Raw genomic sequence first — 20,951 nt, forward strand, 5'->3', positions numbered from 1 at the left:
ATGCGCAGTACATTCAAGCTCTTATTCTACATCAACCGTAACAAAGTGAAATCGGACGGCACGACCGCCGTCCTCTGCCGGATCAGCATTGACGGCAAGAAGTCAGCCGTTGCCACCGGCATCTATTGCAGGCCGGAGGACTGGGACAGCAAGAAGTGTGAGATCAGAACAGTCAGGGAAAACAACCGCCTCGCCGCCTTCCGCAGCCGGTTGGAAGAGGCGTACGGGAACCTGCTGAGGAACCAGGGAGTGGTCACGGCCGAACTGCTCAAGGCCACCGTGTCAGGTGCCAATTCCGTGCCGGAATACCTCCTGCAGGCCGGAGAGGTGGAACGCGAACGTTTGAGAATCCGCTCGGCAGAAATCAACTCCACCTCGACCTACCGCCAGTCGAAGACCACGCAGCTCAATCTCAGACAGTTCATCGAATCCCGCGGAATGAAGGACATCGCCTTTTCGGACATCACCGAGGAGTTCGCCGAATCGTTCAAGGTCTTTCTTAAGAAGGAGCTGGGCTACAGGAACAGCCACGTGAACCACTGTCTGTGCTGGCTCAACCGGCTCATCTACATCGCCGTGGACCGGGAGATATTGAGAGCCAACCCGATAGAGGATGTGGCATATGAAAAGAAAGAACCGTTAAAGCTAAGGCACATCAGCCGGGGTGAGTTGAAGCGGATGATGGAAACCCCGCTGCCCGACCCGATGATGGAGCTTGCACGCAGGACGTTCATCTTCTCCTCGCTGACCGGTCTGGCCTATGCGGACACGAGAGCACTCCATCCCCGGCACATCGGAAAGACCTCGGAAGGAAGAAAATATATCCGCGTCTGCCGGGCCAAGACGGACGTGGAGGCGTTCATCCCGCTGCATCCCATAGCCGAACAGATACTGGAACTTTACAACACCACGGATGACGACAGACCGGTATTCCCGCTGCCGGTCCGCGACGTCCTCTGGTACGAGGTACATGGAATGGGCGTGGCATTGGGCATGAAGGAGAACCTGTCCTACCACATGGCCCGCCATTCGTTCGGAACCCTGATGCTGTCCTCCGGCATCCCGATAGAGAGCATCGCCAAGATGATGGGCCATACGAACATCAACAGTACGCAGGTCTATGCACAGGTTACCGACCGGAAGATATCCGGTGACATGGACCAGCTGATGAAAAGAAGACAGAAAGGGGATACGGTCCTTCTGACGGAAATGTCCGAATAATGAAATGCCGGCCGGAACCATTAAACATTGGTTCCGGCCGGCATTCTTAAATATTGAACGCCCCCGATTATATCAGGGCCTCATGATAATTATCCTCCAGGAGTTTCTCAATGTCGGATACCTTATACAAAATTTTTCCGCCCAGCCGGATATAAGAAATACGCCCCTGGTCCCTATAATCCTGCAGGCATCTGCGGCTGATTCTTAGCAGGTCCGACAACTCCTTGTCAGAGAGAAAACGCTCGCCGTTAAACAGGGGGCGGTTATCCTCCGCAAGCCTTTCCAGCTTCGTCTGGATGTTATCCAGCAGGCCAAAGAACCGGCGGACACTGCCCGTCTCTTTGCTAATAATCCCTTCCATGCTACTTCCGATTAATTATTCATTCTTTCTTTTTTCTCTCACCGCCTTTTCCTTGCGTTTCATGGCGACATAGGCCATCAGCTTTTCTACGTCCTCCGGCCTGTAATAGATTTTCCGCTGGATTTGGGTGAATGCCAGCCGTCCGGTATCCCGGAGAGTCTGCAGGGTACGTGGAGAGATGTCAAGACGCAGGCAGACATCCTGGTTGTCCATTCACTCTTCCGGTTTCTTTTCCCTGTTCTTTTCATACAAGCGGTCCGCCTGTGCGGACAGGCTCTCAGTCCGAGCCAGCATCTCCTCAAAGATTCCGGCTTCAATGTAATATACTTCCATTTTTCTTGTTTTTATTTAAAATTGCTTCCTGTCAGGAACTCAAATTATTGAAATACAGTTCAAAATACTTTCCAAAGGCACTTCCGGCTGGGTGTCGTGGTTTCCGACTCCCCCTCCGGAGCCGTTTTAAGGAGGATTTCCCGTCATATTACGGCTGGAACAGTTTGTAATCCCGTCCTGTGATCTTCCTTATCACGTCGGCGTTTTCCTTAATATGTTCAACCGGTATGCGGCTTATAACACCGGAAACAGTGAAATCCTTACGTCTGACCGCCCAGACAATGTCTGAGATACATTCGTACACCTGTGCGTCAATATGCAGGGGCTTGCGCCGGTTGGATGAAAAGTTGTTCAGGAGGGCTTCAATATATTTTTTACCTCTTCCTCCGTTATCGTCTTTTTACTCTCCGGCCGGGATGAAGATTCCTTGTGGGGTACCACCTCTTCCAGATCCCCGGAAATGCAGCTCAAATATGAGCCTTTGGCGGCAACTATATCCAGTATCTCCTTCTCGTTGATATGATACGGATTTGGTTTTTTCCTTTCAATGCTGTCCATAACTATGATTTATACATTAATTCCATGTGACAATTGGGCGTTTTGTAAGGCGGACGTTCCCGATGACGGATTATCGTCCTACGCCGCAAAGAAAAAAAGAATAAACGTGGGAAAGGGTACCTTGTCAGCTATAGTCATATATAGACATGAATAGTCAATACCGGCAAAAGACATGACAAACGGCTGTCCGGCGGGAGGTCTGGATTCTCCCCGACGTTGCCGGGATTGTGATATATCAGGTCATGGAGATATTGGCAGACTGCATTATCGGGATAATGACATACCAAGTTACGGATATTGTGATAGATTATGTCGTTGGAGTGTGGAAGTTGCCATAGGGAGGCTCTTTCAGCAAACGGAAGTACGGAAGGTACAGATATTATTGCAGCCATCATCAACAAAGACCGGAACATCACATTGGGAGAACGGTGCTTATCTGCGATATGATTATCATTTCCTCCAGTCATTTTGTATTGAAAGACCGGGAAAAAGTGGTGACGGGTTTGTAACTCTTTATATTTGTAGCTTTGCTATCGACCAGGGCAATGAATAGTACCCGACAATCCAGTTCTTTATCATATCCAATAAATGAAGAAATAGGGCGGCATATCAACGAATACCCACACCGGGGAGTGACGATTATCAATACAACCGGCTTTTATACAGGACGAGAAGTAAAGATGATGTTTATATTAGCCGGGAAGAGGGAAGCGCCGGTCAGCTTCCGGCTGATAAAAAATATAGACACGGAGGCTTTTGTTTCACAAAGTGCCGTTATAGGAGTTTATGGAGAAGGATTCGATCATATCAAAGTAGAATAAGAAAGAAATAAAAAATGATAATGATCATCATGAAAAGCGGCATCTGCCGTGCTTTTGTTCCCGACACAGGATGCGGTGTGACGCAATGGTTCGCATTCGGCGGTGAAATGGCCGCAAGCATGTCATGCTACTATGGACAGACCGCATCAACGATAGAGATAGAAGCGGAAACGGACTGTGAGATGTTTATCGTGGACAAACCGACTTTGGAAAACCTATGTTCCACACAAATAATCCTAAGAAACAATTTGTAAAATTCGAAACAGAAAAGTATGAAGACAATCATTGCAGAGAAATTATCATAACTTGTGATAATTTTTCGGCCAAAATACTACCCGCAGGGCTGGAGATTTTTTCCGAAAACAGGAGGCTTGACCTTGCTTTCCCGTCCAATCCCGGAGTTACCTTTGCGCCCAGAACGAAAATGACTGCCTGATGCGGCCCACTGAAAGGCGCGAAAATGGAGGTAAACGGAAGTGGAGGCAGATTAGACAGGAAAACTTCAAAGGAGAAATCCGTGAAAAGAAGAAACCTAAAAGGAAAAGGAACATTGCCGGAAACATGAAACCGGCAAACCACCTGCAAGGAAGTATGGTTTATCTGTCTGTCCAAACTCGTTTGGTCGGGCGGATAAATCATTCTTCCCAGTTTGCCTGCCGTGGGGACGGCTTGTGCCATTCATGGGCAAGCGGTCATATACAGCTTTCCGCTTACGGCTCAAAGGAACCGCAAAAAGAAAAATCCATAGAAAACCCGTAAAAGCACCTCTATGGCATAAGCATAAAAGAAATGGGTCTTGCATCATCAGTCTAAACCATTGGTTAGGCGTGATGCAAAGCCCTTTTCTCCGCTTATGCGGCAGTCGGTACACGTTCGTACAAACCTGTTTGGGCGATGGTGTGCCGACGGATAAAACCGCTTTTACGGAATGTTTTTATGTTTATATTAGAAATATTTCTTATTATAAAAACGCGCTAATCATTTTGTCATTCGGGTTGTTTTTATTAAATTTGCAGATTATAGCAATAGTTATGCAAATGAAGCGGATAAATCGACTGAAAATAGTGCTTGCGGAACAAGGTAAAACAGGGAAATGGTTGGCGCATGCATTAGGTAAAAATGAATCGACAGTCTCTCGTTGGTGTACAAACGAAGTTCAACCTTCGGTAGAAACACTACTGACGATTGCCGAAACGTTAAAGATTGATATTAAAGAATTACTTTGTTCTACGCAAATGTGTAATCAAGATGATGGCATCCAAATATAAAGCAATCGATTTTTTCTGCGGAGGTGGTGGAATGACTTGCGGTTTAAGACAGGCAGGGATTAACGTTATAGCAGGTGTGGACTTTGATCAAGATGCCAAAGAAACGTATGAATACAATAATTCCGGAAGTGTTTTCATTCAAACTAATATAAAGAATTTACGGAGCAATTATTTTGAGCGAAAATTTGGGATACGGAAAAATGATGACTTTTTGATTTTGGTAGGATGCAGTCCCTGCCAATTTTACAGTATAATTAATACGGATAAGAATAAAGCCTTAAAATCTAAGGATTTATTAAAAAACTTTGCTCGGTTCATCGAATATTATAGACCGGGATATGTATTAGTGGAAAATGTTCCGGGCATAATCACAAATAAAGATAGCATCTTACCTTATTTTCTACGAAAATTGGAAGATCTCGGATATAAAAATCCTGTTTATAAGGTTGTAGATATGAGCTATTACGGCGTACCTCAAAGTCGTCGAAGATTTTCTCTTATCGCAACACGATTGGAAAATGTCAATATACATTTACCTAAGGCGGACGATAAAGAGACCGTATTAGCCGATTATTTAGGTGAAAGGAACGGTTTTCCCAAAGTTAGCGCAGGCCATAAAGACAGTAGTGTGTTTAACCATACGGTTGCCGGATTAAGTGATGTATGTCTTAAACGATTGGCAAAGACCAAACACGACGGCGGGAACAGACTTGATTGGGCAAATGATCCGGAATTGCAATTACCTTGCTTTGTAGGAAAAGACGATTGTTTTAAAGATACATTCGGGCGTATGTGGTGGCATCGACCGGCTTCGACTATTACAACTAAATTTTATAGTATCTCAAACGGACGTTTCGGACATCCGGAAGAAGATCGGGCTCTTTCTTTACGGGAAGGTGCTACATTGCAAACATTCCCGAAAACCTATGTGTTTAAAACAAATAGTATTGCCGCAACGGCAAAATTAATCGGCAATGCAGTTCCGTGTGAATATGCTCGGCGATTAGGTGAAACGATAAAAGCACTGGAAAACAATGGCACAATTTAAAACTCGGGCAAGAGCTCTCGACTTATTGGGACGGCAACAAATTGCCGGTATCCCTACAGCTATTAACGAGCTTATAAAAAATGCACATGATGCGTATGCGGATAAATTCGATATCGATTTTCTCCGATGTAATAATCTGCTGGTATTACGTGATGACGGGCTCGGTATGACAAAAGAGGAATTTGAAACTCGTTGGCTTACGCTCGGGACCGAAAGTAAATTGGCAAATAAAAAAAGCAGTTTACCGCCTATTGACATATCAAAGCCAAGACGTCCTATCATGGGAGAAAAAGGCATAGGAAGATTGGCTATTGCATCAATAGGAAGTCAGGTTTTAATCGTATCGAAAGCAAAATTAAGATCTAAAGAATATGATATTGTTGTGGCTTTCATTAATTGGGAGATATTCGAGTTGCCGGGGATTAACTTGGAGGATATTGTTATTCCGGTAAGAGAATACTCTCATATGCCGAATGCAGCCGATATTGACAGTATTAAAAATGAAGTAATACAATCCCTTGATAAATTAAATCAAAAAGAACTTATTGACGACAAGGATTTTGAAAAAATAAAAAGTTCTATCACGTCTTTTAAAGTTGACCCACACCAACTTTCTTTACAACTACAACAAGGATTTGAATTAACCAATGGCTGTGGTGGAACTCAATTTTTCATCTCCCCAGTTTACGATACGATTATTTCCGATATAGAGGGAGACGGCAATTCGGACGAAGCTACAAAAATCGAGAAAATGTTGATGGGATTTCACAATACAATGACCCCCGATCATCCTACTCCCGTCGTTGACATTTCATTTAGAGACTATAGGGCGAATGACGGTAGTTTTGTCAGCATCATAGATAAAGAACACTTTTTTACCACGGAAGAATTTGAATTGGCGGATCACCATTTTCAAGGGCAATTTGATGAGTTCGGACAATTCAAGGGATTAGTAAAAATATATGGAGAAAAAACATTTGATCACATTGTAAATTGGCGGGATAACTATTATAGAGAAACCGAATGTGGTCCGTTTAAAATTAACTTGGCGTATTTACAAGGAGAATTGAAAAGTTCTCGTGTAGATGTCGAAAATTATGCCAGGATTAAAGCCAAAGGAGATAAATTCGGAGGTTTATACATATATAGAGATAATATTCGAGTTCTACCGTATGGTGACTCCGATTATGATTTTCTGGATATTGAAAAAAATCGTTCGAAACGAGCATCAACATATTTCTTTTCTTATCGACGAATGTTCGGTGCTATTGAAATAGCGGACCGAGAACACAGCGGTTTGGTAGAGAAAGCCGGACGCGAAGGTTTTATTGAAAATAAAGCATATCGCCAACTTCAAGCGATTTTAAAAAATTTCTTTGTACAACTTGCCGCTGATTTTTTCAGCGAAAAAAACAAAACGGCACAATCGGAATTCTTCAATCAGAAGAAAGACGAGTTCAATGCGTACCATAACGCACTTGAACGTCGGGATAAATTGGCCAAATCGAAAAAGGAGAGATTTGCTCGTGAGCTCGATATCTTTTTTGCCGGTTTAACGGAACATAAATTCGAAAACGAACTGGAAGAATTACTTACGAATTTTAGGAACGATTTACATTCGGTTTTATACATTAACGATGCGGATGAAGCAAGCCAGAAGATAATAGATCTGGAATTTGCCATGAGACAAAAAGTTTCCGATTACAGAAAAAGAATATCGGTGACAAGTCCTAAAGGATTTGCAATGTCAAAATCAATGAGAACGGATTTTGACACGTACCTTAATGAGTTTAAAATTCTGGAACAAACGGTATTTAAAAATATCAATGAAAATATCGATCAGCTAATCGATGATTATACGGCACAGTTGAATCTGGAAATAAGTAAGCGAAAGCGGTTGGAGCAAGCGGTGGAACTGATTTCAGCCGAAGCTCTGTCACTTAATAAGAAGAAGAAAAGCGAAACCAATGATGTTGTTTCCGATGTTTCTCGCAAAATTAAGGATCTTACGAATGAACTGATAATCGATTTGGATAATCAAATACGAAGCGTAAAGAATCAATTCAAATTATTGGCAACCGATAAAGCCGATAACTTTGATTTGGTAACGGAACGCAAGAGAATGGAAGCAGAAATAGAATCCATAAGCAGTCGAAATACGGATGTTATGGAACGCATAATTCGACAATTTGAAAGTTTCTATGTCGAAAAAAACGAAGACGGTCAAATAATTACAAATGACCAAATAGCGGAAGCCGCTTCGGAAGAGTTAGAGGAATTGCGGGAACGATTGCAATCGGACGTTGAATTAAGCCAATTAGGATTGGCTGTCGGAATATTGCACCATGAATTCAACGGTACGGTTAATTCGATTCGACATAGTCTGAAAGATTTAAAAGCATGGTCGGATGTAGATATCAAATTGGAAGGAATATATAAAAACATCAAGGTAAATTTCGAACATTTGGACGGCTATTTAAATTTGTTTACCCCGTTAAATCGACGATTGAATCGACGTCGGGAAGACATATCTTTATTGGATATTAAAACATTTTTAATAGATTTGTTCAAATCCCGTCTTGAACGACACAATATAGCTTTTAAACATACTAACGGGTTTGCAGGTCGAAAAATACACGGATTTCGTTCTACATTCTATCCTGTATTTGTGAATATCATTGATAATGCCATTTATTGGTTAAAACAAAGTGATGTTCCTGAAAAAGTTATTCGGTTGCATGCGGATGATACGGGAATATACATTTCCAATAACGGTATTGAAATAAAACCCCAAGATAAGGAACGAATCTTTGAATTAAGATTTTCCAGAAAGCCCAATGGAAGAGGATTGGGGTTGAGTATCAGTAAAGAGGTTTTGAATGCAGAGAACTATGATATATTTGTGGCACAACCTAAGGAAGGCTCTACAGTTACTTTTAAAATTCAAAAAATGCAATAAAAATATGGCAGACAGATTTATTGAGCAATCGAAAGAAATTGCAAACAACTTTATACAAAATATTGTTTTTATTGATGACAAAGCATATAAGAATGATATGACTAACAATGCATTTAGCGCATTAGATGTATCGAATGTATTTGCACAATCTGGAAAAATCTGTGCTGTATATGCACCCAAATCCATTTCTGATGTTAATAGTTACAATACTATACTAAATAAAGCAGATGTTGTCATTTTAGATTGGTATTTAGATATAGAAAAGGAGGAGAACCAAGTTGAAGATCCCGATGCAGATGCAGATAATGACGATCCGCGCGGAGAGTTTACATTAAAATTGATATCTGATTTATTATCACAAACTGGGATGTTGAAACTGTTAATTGTGTATACTGGAGAAACGGATTTATTTGAAATTACGAACAGTATATATCAGAAAGTGGATCAGCATTCTTTTCATAAAGGAGATTGCGTTATTCAATCTTTAAATTCTAAGATATTAGTTAGAGCTAAAAAACAAAATTCGGAAACTCAATTTGCACATAATCCGGAATTGAAAGATAAAATAGTATCGTATGAAAGCCTTCCGACTTTGATTGTTGAAGAATTTGCAGACATGACCAACGGTTTGTTATCGAATTTTGCTTTATCTTCAATATCGGCAATAAGGAATAATACATCCAGAATGTTAAGCGTCTTTTCTCCCAAATTAGATCCGGCATATCTCGGGCACAAAATATTATTGGAAAACACATTCGAATCCAAGCAACTATTAATAAAATTATTTGGCGAAGCTATTTCGGAATTATTGGAGACAACAGATATTGATACAAAGGATTGGGTTGATAACTGGATTGAAAACCGTATTACAGACGAAACGATAAGTATAAATGGAGTGTCTATTGGCAAATCGAAAGACCTTTTAAAAAAAATGTTTAGTTCCGAGCAACCTCGACTTAAAGATAAATATACAGAAGCTTCAGGAAAAGATATGTCAAATAAAGACGAGGGGAAATTACAATCGCATACCATAGAGTTATTTGCATATGATGGTATCGATGTGAATAAATCGAATGTAGATTTTGCCATTTTGACGCATCATAAAAATATATTTCAACCTGCTATTGGGGCTCCGATATTAACACTTGGAACAGTTATAAAATCTGTAGACAAGTATTATGTTTGTATTCAACAAAGATGCGATTCGGTGAGAATTAAGGAGGAAAGACGATTCTTATTTTTACCTTTAGAAGAAAAAGGCGAATATCCGTTAATTGTGAATAATGAATTGAAATTATTTCCAAATAAATCTTCATTTGCAATAAAAACAGTGAAATTCAAGCCAAAAGAAGGTGCTACAATTATTCAAGCATCAAAAAAGGAGGACAAATATGTATTCTATTCTTCCTATGGAGAAACTTATGAGTGGGTGGTAGACTTAAAAGAAATGCAAGCACAACGTATTTTAAACAGTTACTGTGCACAACTGTCTCGCGTAGGATTGAATGAATCCGAATGGTTAAGACTTATCGCAAAGCAATAATATAGGCTATGTCAGATATTTTTTCTCAAACTAAAAGATCGGATATAATGTCAAAAATATCAAGTAAAGACACTAAACCGGAAATTTTAGTTCGTAAGTTCTTATTTTCAAAAGGATTCAGATATCGTATTAATGTCAAAACATTGCCGGGTAAACCTGATATAGTTTTGCCTAAATATAAAACAATAATATTTGTGAACGGATGTTTTTGGCATGGGCATAATTGCAAAAAGGGAAAATTACCATCCTCAAATACAGATTTCTGGAAGGAAAAAATATCAAACAACAAATCGCGAGATGCCAAAAATTCCGATTTACTTGTAAAACTCGGCTGGAAAGTTATAATTATATGGCAATGTGAAATTAGTAAGATTGATAATAGGACAAAAATACTTAATAAGCTACTGGAGGATATTAAACAATAATAATCACGAGATATTAAATCTAAAATATAAATGCATTAATCGGGAAAATATAGAAAAACTTATTCTATAATTCCGATTTTTGTCTTATCGTTGCGTTTGAAGAGTTCTTTGAAGGTTACGCAACGTACAGAAAAATAATGCAGCAGATAACTAACTTAATCGTAACCTATTACTATTATGAGTAATAAACTTATGCTCATTTCCAACAAATTACACTCTTTTCGTAACTTCTTACCACGGCTTTTTCATTTAAGAAATATTGTTCATCGCTTGTAATTGTAGTAAAAATGCTTATATTCGTGCACAGCGATGCGGAAGCACCGCCTTAGGTGTTTCTTCTTATCGTTCATTTTTATTTTTTTTATAGGCGGAATTCAATAGAATATGATGTTGATATTGTCTTCCGCCTTTGTTTTTGCAATAGCAAAAATACGATTTATTTCGTTGATATACAACTTTTTATACGCAATATTACTAAAAAAGAAACACCTTGACTGTCTTCGTGGCAGCATCATGACTCATTTGAGAAAATTTGTATCCTCAGTCCCTGAATACCGCAGAACAAGCAGAGGAAACTTCAAACACAAACTTGAAGATATACTCATGCTCGTAATATTGGGCAGACTCAGCAAGTGTATTACCAGAGCTGAAATACTTCAATTTGGCAAACGTCACTTGAAACGCCTGCAGTCGAAAGGGTTATTTCCGTATGGGTTACCCTCAGAAGCTACGCTCTGCCGTGTGTTTCAAAGCATCGACGATGAAAAGATGGCTGATCGAATGTCTGCTTTTGCAGAGGTTTTCCGCAAGGAAATATCCGCTTCGGCAACTGACATCATTTGTATTGTTGGCAAGGCCATGCGAGGTACCTTGTACGACAACGGACGCAACCCTAATATCGTCTCTGCATATTCACTCCGTTCCAGCTTTACTTTGGCTACTGATGTTTGCAAAGAGAAAAGTAATGAAATCAAATCCGTGCCCCGACTATTGGATAAACTAGATGTGTCAGGATGTGTCGTCACAGCAGATGCCATGTCATGCCAAAAGGGGATAATAGACAAGATTAGAGGTAAAGGAGGCGACTTCGTGATCGAACTCAAGGCGAATCAAAGATCTTTGCGCTATGGGCTTGAAGACTCTATAAAAGCCACCACCCCAACTGATATCTACAAGGAAGGTCCATACTTGGAACACGGCAGGATTGAGTCAAGGGTATGCCGTATATTCCGTGGGGAAGAACTGATTGCCGACAGGGAGAAATGGAATGGAAATTTGACAGTTATAGAAATACTCACATCTACGGAGAAAAAGTCTGATGGCAGAAGTACGTCTGAACAGCGACTGTATATTTCAAGCCTGGATAGCAGTGCAGAGCGGCTTAGTCAGATAACCAAACAGCATTGGGCTATTGAAAGCATGCACTGGGATCTTGACCGCAACCTCCGCCAGGACAGCATAAAGCGTAAGGCTGAACGAGCGGCTAGGAACCTGGATACAATTCAAAGGATGGTGTTGGCACTGATTGCCGTTTGGAAGAACAGAAGGAAAAAAATATCAGATAAGCAAAAGGGAACGGCGCAGATAATAAGGGAGCTGGCGGTAAGCTTCACTAACGTGTTGCATTTTCTGGCTCAAAAATGAGAAAAATTCAGATTTGATATATTCGTAACGCATTGATTACCAATAATGGTATTTCCGCCCATGCCGCATTGGCATGGGTATGGGAATGGTACGCCCAATTCAAAGCTTAAATGAAAAAGCCGTGACTTCTTACGACTACAGACAAAAATACAAATAAAAATACAACGGCTTGTCAAATTGGATAAAAAACGTCTATATCGCAAATCTTAATTCCCTGTATCGCAAAGACAACATTAACTTATTCTTCTGATTATCAATCATAATAATATTCAAAATAGATACTCTACATTTTTCTTTTTGGGGATCTTCTTCAAATTTGGCGGTATCCCCCTCCTGATCCGCTTCTCTTTTGGGGATATAATGATACTAGATAACAGGCGGAACACCTTTAAATCCCCTGTCATGTATTATATTATCATGGATAGCCAGTTTTTGTTATCGCGGAGGGGCGGTGAAAAGAAAAAATGATTGCGGAAGGAGGCCGTGAAACCAGTCTCCGGAAAACAGGATACGACGGAGATCAGATACTGTGAAAAAAGAAAAAAATCCCCACCGGAGATGAATGAACCGGCAGGGAACGTAACAATAAAGGAACGGGCTCTCTCAACCCTTGATGTAACCGTACTTTTTCAGGTCGTCCATGAAATGCTCCGGCGTGTCGGTCCTCACCGTCACCCCGTGCAGTTCATGGTAACGGTTGGAGAAATTCACCATGTACTCCTTATCGGTGCACCCGCTGTCAAACCAGCTGCCCTCACGCAGGAGACGTACAAACTCGGAAGGGTCGGAGGCGGTAATCCTGCCGCCATCCGCCAAAATATACATATGCCTGTTCATGCCGATAATTTTTTAGTTCTCAGTTTATAATATAGTTTCTGTTCACCATCCAGGAAGGGGATGTCCTGGAGCGCGGTGGCCGCAGGCACCTGCCCCTTTGTGGCAAAGGTAACCAATTTGTGGAGAAACAGCACCCAGTTACGCATTTTTGTGAAGTTGGTCGTTCCCGAATGCTGGCGGAACTCGACCGTCTTGTGCCGTGAGTAGGCCTCGAGATTCACCTTATGGTAACGGTTGCCGATCCTGCTTTTCAGATCGTCCACCGTCCGGGCGGAACGTATCATCCCGTCAGAGACATGGCCCAGTCCACGGCAATAGTAGTTATCCCTGCGGGATGCCGGCATGAACTTGTCGATGACCGGTTCCAGATGTTTGTAACTCAGGGCCAGGTTACGCCAGGTCTCCATGCTGAAACCGGCGGCATCGATATGCACGTGAAGCCCGCAGCTCCCGTTCACTTTCATGTCACACAGGTCGAGCACCCAGCAGACCTTCTCCAGCTCCCGCAACCCTGCTTCGCCGACAAGGATCGGACTGACCAGCTCGAAGGTGTCGTTTCCGTTTATACTGCTGTCCGTCACGAGTTTCCAATGCGGACGGGTGGTATGGTTGTAACTTTCCACCGTAACCTCGATATCGGCCTCCCTGAGCTCGCGTGCGAGCCGTTCACGGGAGCAGTTGTAAGCCTCGATCTCGATACCGAACTTGCGGTTGAAAGTGTAATCCGGTGCGGCTGCCAACGGTTGAACATTCGGACCGCCCTCACGTTCCCTCATCCGGCGCAGGGCATTCACTACAAAGCCGTAGTTTCCGTTGGTCACCATTCTCGCGATTTCCGCACGGGGAACACCCAGAAGATACAGTTGCCGGATCTTGCTCGTCTTTGTCGTTTCTTGTACTAAAATGTTTCTGATTTGCTCGTTCATTACTTGTTTCCTCCTTTATTTTTCGCTTTACTAAAGTAATGCTTTTACAGGAGAAGTCGTAATTATAAGAACCTTATTATCATGCCATTAGCTTACTTTATCTTAGGCTAAAACTCCTTATTTAAGGTGTCTATACCCTGACATCCGCTACCGGTCGGTATCGGATTCCTCCAGGCCGATGGTACGGCATATCTCCTCCACCAGTTCAGGAAGGCCGGAGCTTTTCTCCTGACGGGGATCGGGTGGAAACAGCGTGGAGCGGAAGACACCCTTGCAGACAGGGGCCGCCTCCCTGTTGTAGCGGAGGGTGTTCGGAATGTGTGAGGACAGCAGCCGCAGCCCCATCTTGTCGATGACCCGGTTCCAGGCGTCATACAAATCCTTCCGCCCCCGCCTGTCCACCATGTTCCAGAACAGCCAGGTCCCTTTCAGGTTGCAGTTCTTCCTGGAGACCAACTCCTCTTCCAGAGCCTTGGTAAACTGCAGGGAACTCTGCATGACGATGTTGTCCGCCTTGATCGGGATGAAAATGTAGTCCATCGCAGCAACAGTATAGACCACCCCCTCGCTGCGGAGCGTTCCGGGAAGGTCGAAAAGCACGATATCGAAAGTTTCCCCCTTTTCGTCCATATAACGACGCAGGTCCTCCACCGCCTTTTCCGGATCGCTTTTGATGACCGGATAGGCAAGCTTCCGGATTCTCTCGTGCTGCCGGTAAAGGCTCACCTTCAGGTCGTCATTTTTCATGACACTCTCCATGTCCCTCTCACGCATCAGGGCGATGCTGTGCTGCGGGTAGTCACAGTCCACAACCGCCACACGCAGGCCTTTGCGGTAATGCAGCACACTGGCCAGCAGTACCGTAAAGACGGATTTTCCCACGCCACCCTTCTGGCTGGCGACGGCAACCAACAACTCTTTTTCTTTTTTCATCATACTTCTTGCATTAAATGTTAAACACTATTATGACCGGCCGGGCAGGGACTCTTCCAGAATCATCTCCACCGTTTCCCTGTATTCTTCCAGATGCCGCGAGACAAGGTGGTTGATGAACCCCTCCAGCGTGACCTTCCCATTTCTCGAGGCTCCCGCCAGGATGGACAGTTTCCGGTGCAGGGCGGCAGGAATATGCAGTGACCGGCGCTGCACGCCCGCAATGCCACGCAGGTATTCCTCCCCATAGACGGACGGCTGCATGGGGCCGCTTTTCCTTGCGGGACGCATTATGTCGTTACCGGACATTCCACGTCCCTTCCGGGGACAGGCAGGTGCTTCCCCCATGATCTCACGGATGCGGTCCGCGTCCATCCCGCCGGGACCAATCCGGTCTTTTACGTTCTTTCCTGTCATGATATATCTTCTTGGACAATGACAACATTTTATCGGCGGGCCGTTCCTCCACGCTGTCCGTCCTCATCCCAGGGACGGTAGACCTCACCGAGCAGGGCGGCGATATCCTCCCTGTGCTCCTCCATATGGAGCTCCAGCAGCCGGATGATAAACCCGGAGATGCTGCCGCAACCGGCGGCCCTGACCAGCATGGCGATCCGGCGGTGCAGCCTCCCGTCAATATACGCGGTCTTCCACTCCACAGACTTGGGAGCGGGAACAAGAAACCTCCTCTTGTATTCTTCCGGGGCTGTCACTTTCCCTGCACGGACCTGCCTTTCATGCCCCGGCATACCCACCGCCGGTTCCGGGGATGGGGAAACGGGAGCTGACAGAAGGTTTCCCGTGAGTCCGACCCTCTCGAGAACGATATCGGAAAGCCGGTTCTTTTCCTTTTCTGAATCCATTGTCTTAAAATCTTAATTTATTAAATTACACAACTGGCATTGTTTCGGAATACAAAATAAAGAAAGAAGAGGACAGGACGGAACCACCTGTCGCTTATAGTCATCCAAAGTCGTTTATTGTCATGATACACATGATGGTGGGGACGAACATATGGTTCCATCCGGATGCTTCTTCCCATGCGGGAGTGACGTCAGAATCCTGCTGTCCGTAGCGGCGTGGAAAAGTGGCGGGATTCCGTTCCTTGTCCACCGCCCCTTTCAAATCCTTATGGGCAGGTGTGGGAGCATGCATCCGTCCTGATACGGATTCTTGGATTATCGGTCTGTGGAAGTGTAAAAATATCAATCCGTTAATGGAGACAAGGAAGAAAAAACATAAGGCGTACACGGCTACCTGCACGTTCTCCATTTGCAGAAGTGTAGAAGTGGCAATCCGTTAATGGAGACGATGAAAAAAAACAATAAGGCATATACGGCTACCTGCCATTCTCCATTTGCAGAAGTGTAGAAGTAGCAATCCGTTAATGGAGACAATGAAGAAAAACCATAAGTCATACACGGCTACCTGCACGTTCTCCATTTGCAGAAGTGTAGAAGTAGCAATCCATCAATGGAGACTAGAAAAAGAAACCATAAGTCATACACGACTATATGCCCATTCTCCATTTGCAGAAGTGTAGAAGTAGCAATCCATCAAAGGAGACAAGGAAGAAAAACAATAAGGTGTATACGGCTACCTGCCCATTCTCCATTTGCAGAAGTGTAGAAGTGGCAATCCATCAATGGAGACTAGGAAAAGAAACCATAAGTCATACACGGCTACCTGCACGTTCTCCATTTGCAGAAGTGTAGAAGTAGCAATCCATCAATGGAGACAAGGAAAAGAAACCATAAGACATACACGGCTACCTGTCATTCTCCATTTGCAGAAGTGTAGAAGTAGCAATCCGTTAATGGAGACGATGAAAAAAACAATGAACTATATACGGCTACATGTCCATTTCTCCATTTGCAGAAGTGTAGAAGTAGCAATCCATTAATGGAGATAATGCAGAAAACCATGAAGCATATACGGCTACATGTCCATTTCTCCATTTGCAGAAGTGTAGAAGTAGCAATCCATTAATGGAGATAATGTAGAAAAACCATGAAGCATATACGGCTCACTGCCGCTCTCCATTTGCAGAAGTGTAGAAGTATCAATCCATCAATGGAGACAAGGAAAAGAAACCATAAGACATACACGGTTACATGCACATTCTTCATTTGCAGAAGTGTAGAAGTAGCAATCCGTTAATGGAGACAATGAAGAAAAACAATAAGGCGTATACGGCTACCTGTCATTCTCCATTTGCAGATGTGTAAAAATAACAATCCATTAATGGAGAATAGGGTATGGAAAGGGCAGATTTCCAGTACATACGTCTCCCTTATTCCTGAATTATGGGCGTAAGTCACATGATTCAGGAGAGATAGCCACCTTTTTATGGGGAGAGCAGCCGGCAAATGCCTGATGGAAATGACCCGAAAATCACAGGAGAATAACCGTACAATAGGCTGATACACAATTCCTATTGGAGAATGTTGTCCCCATTAGGGGACAGCAAGTTGTCTTTTCGTTTAACGAAAACCAAACGGTTTAACAGCGTGTTACGCCGTTAAACCGTTACCCTTCCAAGCTCCGAAGTCGCTTGGAAATTATTTTATATCGAATTAGGTTGAAAGGTAGGTATATCGGACTTTCCCATAATTCATGGACAAAACTTTCTTAATATACAATATTTCTTTTGGACCTTTGTTCCACGAATCAGGCTACTTTTTATCCTTGTTAACTTCAGTTGTTATTTTGAGCTTGCTCCTTACATTCCTCAGTAAAGTTATATGTTCATTTGCAGAATTTATCCCACCCAATTACTTGTAAACCAACTTACCATTGGAGTATATCGAATCTTTGAAATTCTCTAGGAAGCTCTGAATGTAACGCAAGTTACGTCTGTCGTTCTTTCATTATCTAAATAGCAAAACATTTCCGTCTTTCGATAAAATATCCAAATCTATTTTTGATAGTGAATAACACCACCTTTGACATGGATTCCATATCAATGTCCACTGGAGAATAGGCTTTCTGATAGGGTAAACAGAGGAAAAATACCCAACGAGAAGGAGCTACTTTACATTTATTTTGTTTGCAATTTTTTATATAACACAACTGCCTTTATCAGACGCAGATTCTCCTTGCAGAACCATGGAAAATCAATACATCTGAAATCAACGTAGCTCTCCTCCAACATATTGAGAAAACGAATATCATTTACCATCTCTTTTACAGATACGAACAAAAGCGGAATCCTCTTTCTTTTACAAAAAAATAACGCCTTTTGCAGTTCCGCATATGCGATAGTCTGTTCGTCCTTGCAAGTGAAGTCATTCTTGTTGTCAAAAAAAGACAACTGGACTTTCAATGAATCATGCTTTTGAAGATATTCCGTCAACTTTTCTTGTGTTTTGGGAGAGGTTTCATCGCCATATAGTATTATCTCTTTGTATTGTTCCATACTAGGTATTTGTTCCGGTTGAATACACTTCATTGCTAAAGGCAGTTTAGCGTATTCTTTCAATAGATATTGTTTCGTGGCCTTACGGGGATTTTCGACGGAGTAAAATGTGTATTTGAATATTAAACGGCTCCCTTTCTTCTGTACGGATTCCTGCTCTGAGAAAAAAGAGTTTAAACGTATCATGTTTTCTTGGAGGAGCTGTTTCGGAATATCTTCCTGATAGGTATCGGTCGTATATTCAAGAACGGTCTTTTTCATACTAAAACATTATGAGCTATTTACTACACATTTTATCTCATAGTGATATATATTGCTATGAAAATATTTTAACATAATATCTCCGCATGATGTTTACTATTTTTATTGGATTCATATATTTTTAAGGTGCTCGATCGCTTTCCTTATATATGAAAATACTAATATAGAGAGTAATACTGCCGGGATATATATTGCCACGTATACTCCTCCTCTGCAATACGTTTCATCGCAGTTCCTTCTAAATCGGAACGACATATGATTGATATTAACATTTCAGTATTAGAGAAATAATACGCTTTATTTTGAGTCGTTTCTCGATTGTAGACCACATCATAAGCAACAATCGGACAACCGAAGAACATTGCTTCCACCAACGATGGGTTTGTACCTCCTGCACTATGTCCGTGTATATATATTCCGGCGTTAGCTCGCAATGAATAAAGGATATCTAAGTCATAAATTGCATCAAGTAGGACGATGTTGGGATAACCACAATATTTGTTTTTTAGACTGAGACCATAGGGACTATGTTTCCAATTGCCGATGAAAATCAGTTTTTTCTCACTATGAGTAAAAGCCTCTAGTATCATATGACAGTTGTTTTCGGGTTCGATGCGACAGACAGTAATGGCATATTCTCCAGATGTTAGACCATAGCTCATAAGAACCTGGATTTGGATTTCTGTCGGAATTTTACGATAGACATGATTCCCACCATAGGCGATCAACGCCGCTTTCTTATGATAAGTCTCATACACATAATCCTGTATGCCCTTGTTATCGGCAATAACCACATCGGCAAAGCGAACAGCCATCGCTTCTGAAAACCGCAGAATCCAACGTGCCATACGTCCCCATTTGGCACGTCGGTGTTCCAGCCCATCAATATTGACAATTAGCCGTGTCCGACATAATAACCGAAATATGGGAAGGCAACTACACCCGGATGTACCCAATACGAGGATCGTATCATAGCCTTGTATGACTTTACACAACGACCAAATATCGTAAGGGATACTTTGGATTCCGTTGGCGTGCAGTGGAATGTATTTCAACCTGCATCCTTTGTATCGCTTCTTCCCATTGGGAATATCCTTGCTGCTGCAAAAGACCGTATACTGTATATCAGGAGGGCAGTTATCTCCGATAATATTCTCTACTAAGGTTTCAAACCCTCCATAACTTGCGGGAACACCTTGGGTACCCACGATTGCCACTTGTTTCATGGATTATATGAATTAAATAAAAATTTCCCGCTATTATAGATCAAGCGGTGAAAAAATAGATTGAGGTTGTTGGTAATATTACAAAGCTTCTATGCACAATATGATATTACTTATCATCAAATTGATATCATAATGCTTTGAACAAGCTAAGGCATTGTTTGATAAGCGTATATACAAGTTTTTATCTTCCAATATAGATTCAATGGTTTGCTCAATTTTAGCAAGCTGTGTCACGTCTATTTTATATCCATTTACTCCGTTTTCTACCATCTCAGCAATACCACCTTCTGTCGGTACAATTACTGGCAAACCGACACTCATAGCTTCTAGTGCCGTCAGGCCAAATGTCTCCACCACCTTTTCCTTGTTCGACAAATTCAATACGAGTGAAGCACGATTATAAAACGGCGCTACATCGTTCTGTTGGGGATAGATAAGTAAATTTTTAGAGATATGTAGTTTATACGTTTCAATGAATAAATCTATGTTCTCTTGTGTGTCGTTCACCACTAGATCAAAGAAATATTGAGGTAAGTTTTCTGCCAATTTGCAAAACTCTAATGGACTTTTATATAGTTTTAACGAACCTAGCATCAATACTTGTTTCCTTTTAAAAGCTGTTTCTGGTGAGAAAACCAATCTGCTGATGAAATCTTGTGGCAAAGCATTGGGAACAACAGTTACACATTCTTTTCGTTGTAAGAAAGAAGCCTGATAAGCTGACACACAAATGATTTCGTTTGCCAGCTTCTGCATGGCTTTTGCCAAGAGCTTATAAAATGTACCCTTGGCAAAAGCGTTCTCGTGATAGTGATACACTATCCGTTTTCCCATCAGCTTTCCCGCTAATGCAGGACCAATTGGAAGCAATGTGTTGATATAAAATACAACTCCCTTGCAAAACAGCCATCGGAATGCCAGAAGGAAGGTATAAAATTGTACCCCACAATACCGTAACATGGTAACAGCAGGATTGTTTGAAAAACGATAAGGATAAGAATGTCTGTGTAAGTTTTGATAATGTAGTTCATCGAATATCCCACCTTTAGAAGAAACCAAATCTATCCGGTATCCTTTTTTAAGCAATCCTTCCAATACCATTTTCATTACTTTGGGACTGCCGCTATAGTCATTGAAGAGATGAAAGCAAATCACACGTTCCATTAAAA

Annotated in this window: 21 protein-coding genes and 1 pseudogene; 10 read left to right on the top strand and 12 right to left on the bottom strand. The window is 42.2% G+C overall.

Annotated features, from left to right (window positions below; all coding sequences use genetic code 11):
* Entirely contained in the window at positions 1 to 1,221 is a 1,221-nt protein-coding gene (locus KQP79_RS19125) for a site-specific integrase (RefSeq protein WP_118236330.1), read from the top strand.
* A 67-nt stretch (positions 1,222 to 1,288) separates the two neighbouring features.
* On the opposite strand, the gene KQP79_RS19130 is transcribed toward KQP79_RS19125, so the two are convergent.
* The 3 genes from KQP79_RS19130 to KQP79_RS19140 form a co-directional block, all read right to left on the bottom strand.
* Entirely contained in the window at positions 1,289 to 1,582 is a 294-nt protein-coding gene (locus KQP79_RS19130; RefSeq protein ID WP_007570616.1) for a helix-turn-helix domain-containing protein, read from the bottom strand.
* Positions 1,583 to 1,597: 15 nt separating this feature from the next.
* Positions 1,598 to 1,795 (bottom strand): helix-turn-helix domain-containing protein, encoded by a 198-nt coding sequence (locus KQP79_RS19135; RefSeq protein WP_007570618.1) that lies wholly within the window; start codon positions 1,793 to 1,795, stop codon positions 1,598 to 1,600.
* A gap of 471 nt (positions 1,796 to 2,266) precedes the next feature.
* A complete protein-coding gene (locus KQP79_RS19140) occupies positions 2,267 to 2,473 on the bottom strand; it encodes a hypothetical protein (RefSeq protein ID WP_007568520.1) in 207 nt (68 codons plus the stop codon).
* 342 nt (positions 2,474 to 2,815) lie between these two features.
* Between KQP79_RS19140 and KQP79_RS19145 the strand changes: the two are divergent.
* The 9 genes and pseudogenes from KQP79_RS19145 to KQP79_RS19185 all read left to right on the top strand — a co-directional run.
* Positions 2,816 to 3,294: pseudogene (locus tag KQP79_RS19145) on the top strand (YitT family protein); the annotation flags it as partial.
* A 14-nt stretch (positions 3,295 to 3,308) separates the two neighbouring features.
* On the top strand, positions 3,309 to 3,548 hold the full coding sequence (locus tag KQP79_RS19150) for a hypothetical protein (protein WP_007568512.1): 240 nt from the start codon (positions 3,309 to 3,311) through the stop codon (positions 3,546 to 3,548).
* Between the two features lie 181 nt (positions 3,549 to 3,729).
* Positions 3,730 to 4,053, top strand: a complete 324-nt coding sequence (locus tag KQP79_RS19155; protein WP_032839982.1) for a hypothetical protein — start codon at positions 3,730 to 3,732, stop codon at positions 4,051 to 4,053.
* 128 nt (positions 4,054 to 4,181) lie between these two features.
* Complete coding sequence (locus KQP79_RS25920) at positions 4,182 to 4,562, top strand: helix-turn-helix transcriptional regulator (RefSeq protein ID WP_306439187.1); 381 nt, start codon at positions 4,182 to 4,184, stop codon at positions 4,560 to 4,562.
* On the top strand, positions 4,543 to 5,610 hold the full coding sequence (locus tag KQP79_RS19165) for a DNA cytosine methyltransferase (protein ID WP_007568506.1): 1,068 nt from the start codon (positions 4,543 to 4,545) through the stop codon (positions 5,608 to 5,610). Before KQP79_RS25920 ends, KQP79_RS19165 begins: the two co-directional genes overlap by 20 nt.
* Positions 5,597 to 8,569, top strand: coding sequence for an ATP-binding protein (locus KQP79_RS19170; protein WP_007568504.1), 2,973 nt, complete (start codon positions 5,597 to 5,599; stop codon positions 8,567 to 8,569). Before KQP79_RS19165 ends, KQP79_RS19170 begins: the two co-directional genes overlap by 14 nt.
* Before the next feature lie 4 nt (positions 8,570 to 8,573).
* Positions 8,574 to 10,112 (top strand): response regulator receiver domain, encoded by a 1,539-nt coding sequence (locus KQP79_RS19175; RefSeq protein ID WP_070737918.1) that lies wholly within the window; start codon positions 8,574 to 8,576, stop codon positions 10,110 to 10,112.
* 8 nt (positions 10,113 to 10,120) lie between these two features.
* Positions 10,121 to 10,537, top strand: a complete 417-nt coding sequence (locus KQP79_RS19180; protein WP_007758072.1) for a very short patch repair endonuclease — start codon at positions 10,121 to 10,123, stop codon at positions 10,535 to 10,537.
* 513 nt (positions 10,538 to 11,050) lie between these two features.
* A complete protein-coding gene (locus tag KQP79_RS19185) occupies positions 11,051 to 12,181 on the top strand; it encodes an ISAs1 family transposase (RefSeq protein WP_042986827.1) in 1,131 nt (376 codons plus the stop codon).
* Between the two features lie 603 nt (positions 12,182 to 12,784).
* Here KQP79_RS19185 and KQP79_RS19190 read toward each other — a convergent pair.
* The 9 genes from KQP79_RS19190 to KQP79_RS19230 all read right to left on the bottom strand — a co-directional run bounded on the left by KQP79_RS19190 (position 12,785) and on the right by KQP79_RS19230 (position 20,946).
* Positions 12,785 to 13,018 carry a hypothetical protein gene (locus KQP79_RS19190; RefSeq protein WP_007567639.1) on the bottom strand — a complete coding sequence of 78 codons (234 nt, stop codon included), beginning with the start codon at positions 13,016 to 13,018 and terminating at the stop codon, positions 12,785 to 12,787.
* Positions 13,015 to 13,944 (bottom strand): amidoligase family protein, encoded by a 930-nt coding sequence (locus KQP79_RS19195; protein WP_007748012.1) that lies wholly within the window; start codon positions 13,942 to 13,944, stop codon positions 13,015 to 13,017. Before KQP79_RS19195 ends, KQP79_RS19190 begins: the two co-directional genes overlap by 4 nt.
* A gap of 147 nt (positions 13,945 to 14,091) precedes the next feature.
* Complete coding sequence (locus tag KQP79_RS19200; protein ID WP_007748011.1) at positions 14,092 to 14,880, bottom strand: ParA family protein; 789 nt, start codon at positions 14,878 to 14,880, stop codon at positions 14,092 to 14,094.
* A gap of 27 nt (positions 14,881 to 14,907) precedes the next feature.
* Positions 14,908 to 15,294: a DUF3408 domain-containing protein gene (locus KQP79_RS19205; protein WP_007567629.1), complete on the bottom strand. Its 387-nt coding sequence runs from the start codon at positions 15,292 to 15,294 to the stop codon at positions 14,908 to 14,910.
* A gap of 29 nt (positions 15,295 to 15,323) precedes the next feature.
* A complete protein-coding gene (locus KQP79_RS19210; RefSeq protein ID WP_007567627.1) occupies positions 15,324 to 15,740 on the bottom strand; it encodes a DUF3408 domain-containing protein in 417 nt (138 codons plus the stop codon).
* A gap of 100 nt (positions 15,741 to 15,840) precedes the next feature.
* Positions 15,841 to 16,149: a hypothetical protein gene (locus tag KQP79_RS19215; protein ID WP_007748010.1), complete on the bottom strand. Its 309-nt coding sequence runs from the start codon at positions 16,147 to 16,149 to the stop codon at positions 15,841 to 15,843.
* 1,768 nt (positions 16,150 to 17,917) lie between these two features.
* The gene (locus KQP79_RS19220) at positions 17,918 to 18,556 is read right to left on the bottom strand and encodes a hypothetical protein (protein ID WP_118236329.1); all 639 of its coding nucleotides are present in this window, start codon (positions 18,554 to 18,556) and stop codon (positions 17,918 to 17,920) included.
* 158 nt (positions 18,557 to 18,714) lie between these two features.
* A complete protein-coding gene (locus KQP79_RS19225; RefSeq protein ID WP_118236328.1) occupies positions 18,715 to 19,782 on the bottom strand; it encodes a DUF1972 domain-containing protein in 1,068 nt (355 codons plus the stop codon).
* 78 nt (positions 19,783 to 19,860) lie between these two features.
* Complete coding sequence (locus KQP79_RS19230) at positions 19,861 to 20,946, bottom strand: glycosyltransferase family 4 protein (protein ID WP_118236327.1); 1,086 nt, start codon at positions 20,944 to 20,946, stop codon at positions 19,861 to 19,863.
* Positions 20,947 to 20,951 lie beyond the last annotated feature (5 nt).

This window comes from Bacteroides sp. DH3716P (assembly GCF_025914115.1).
Lineage (GTDB): Bacteria > Bacteroidota > Bacteroidia > Bacteroidales > Bacteroidaceae > Bacteroides > Bacteroides ovatus.

Bases quoted from the DNA above. Each gene is read 5' to 3' on its own strand.
- KQP79_RS19185 (WP_042986827.1), top strand. From the start codon at position 11,051: ATGACTCATTTGAGAAAATTTGTATCCTCAGTCCCTGAATACCGCAGA.
- KQP79_RS19220 (WP_118236329.1), bottom strand. From the start codon at position 18,556: ATGAAAAAGACCGTTCTTGAATATACGACCGATACCTATCAGGAAGAT.
- KQP79_RS19225 (WP_118236328.1), bottom strand. From the start codon at position 19,782: ATGAAACAAGTGGCAATCGTGGGTACCCAAGGTGTTCCCGCAAGTTAT.
- KQP79_RS19130 (WP_007570616.1), bottom strand. From the start codon at position 1,582: ATGGAAGGGATTATTAGCAAAGAGACGGGCAGTGTCCGCCGGTTCTTT.
- KQP79_RS19190 (WP_007567639.1), bottom strand. From the start codon at position 13,018: ATGAACAGGCATATGTATATTTTGGCGGATGGCGGCAGGATTACCGCC.
- KQP79_RS19180 (WP_007758072.1), top strand. From the start codon at position 10,121: ATGTCAGATATTTTTTCTCAAACTAAAAGATCGGATATAATGTCAAAA.
- KQP79_RS19215 (WP_007748010.1), bottom strand. From the start codon at position 16,149: ATGGAGAACGTGCAGGTAGCCGTGTACGCCTTATGTTTTTTCTTCCTT.
- KQP79_RS19155 (WP_032839982.1), top strand. From the start codon at position 3,730: ATGCGGCCCACTGAAAGGCGCGAAAATGGAGGTAAACGGAAGTGGAGG.
- KQP79_RS19195 (WP_007748012.1), bottom strand. From the start codon at position 13,944: ATGAACGAGCAAATCAGAAACATTTTAGTACAAGAAACGACAAAGACG.
- KQP79_RS19135 (WP_007570618.1), bottom strand. From the start codon at position 1,795: ATGGACAACCAGGATGTCTGCCTGCGTCTTGACATCTCTCCACGTACC.
- KQP79_RS19165 (WP_007568506.1), top strand. From the start codon at position 4,543: ATGATGGCATCCAAATATAAAGCAATCGATTTTTTCTGCGGAGGTGGT.
- KQP79_RS19200 (WP_007748011.1), bottom strand. From the start codon at position 14,880: ATGATGAAAAAAGAAAAAGAGTTGTTGGTTGCCGTCGCCAGCCAGAAG.
- KQP79_RS19175 (WP_070737918.1), top strand. From the start codon at position 8,574: ATGGCAGACAGATTTATTGAGCAATCGAAAGAAATTGCAAACAACTTT.
- KQP79_RS19205 (WP_007567629.1), bottom strand. From the start codon at position 15,294: ATGACAGGAAAGAACGTAAAAGACCGGATTGGTCCCGGCGGGATGGAC.
- KQP79_RS19230 (WP_118236327.1), bottom strand. From the start codon at position 20,946: ATGGAACGTGTGATTTGCTTTCATCTCTTCAATGACTATAGCGGCAGT.
- KQP79_RS19170 (WP_007568504.1), top strand. From the start codon at position 5,597: ATGGCACAATTTAAAACTCGGGCAAGAGCTCTCGACTTATTGGGACGG.
- KQP79_RS19125 (WP_118236330.1), top strand. From the start codon at position 1: ATGCGCAGTACATTCAAGCTCTTATTCTACATCAACCGTAACAAAGTG.
- KQP79_RS19140 (WP_007568520.1), bottom strand. From the start codon at position 2,473: ATGGACAGCATTGAAAGGAAAAAACCAAATCCGTATCATATCAACGAG.
- KQP79_RS19210 (WP_007567627.1), bottom strand. From the start codon at position 15,740: ATGGATTCAGAAAAGGAAAAGAACCGGCTTTCCGATATCGTTCTCGAG.
- KQP79_RS19150 (WP_007568512.1), top strand. From the start codon at position 3,309: ATGATAATGATCATCATGAAAAGCGGCATCTGCCGTGCTTTTGTTCCC.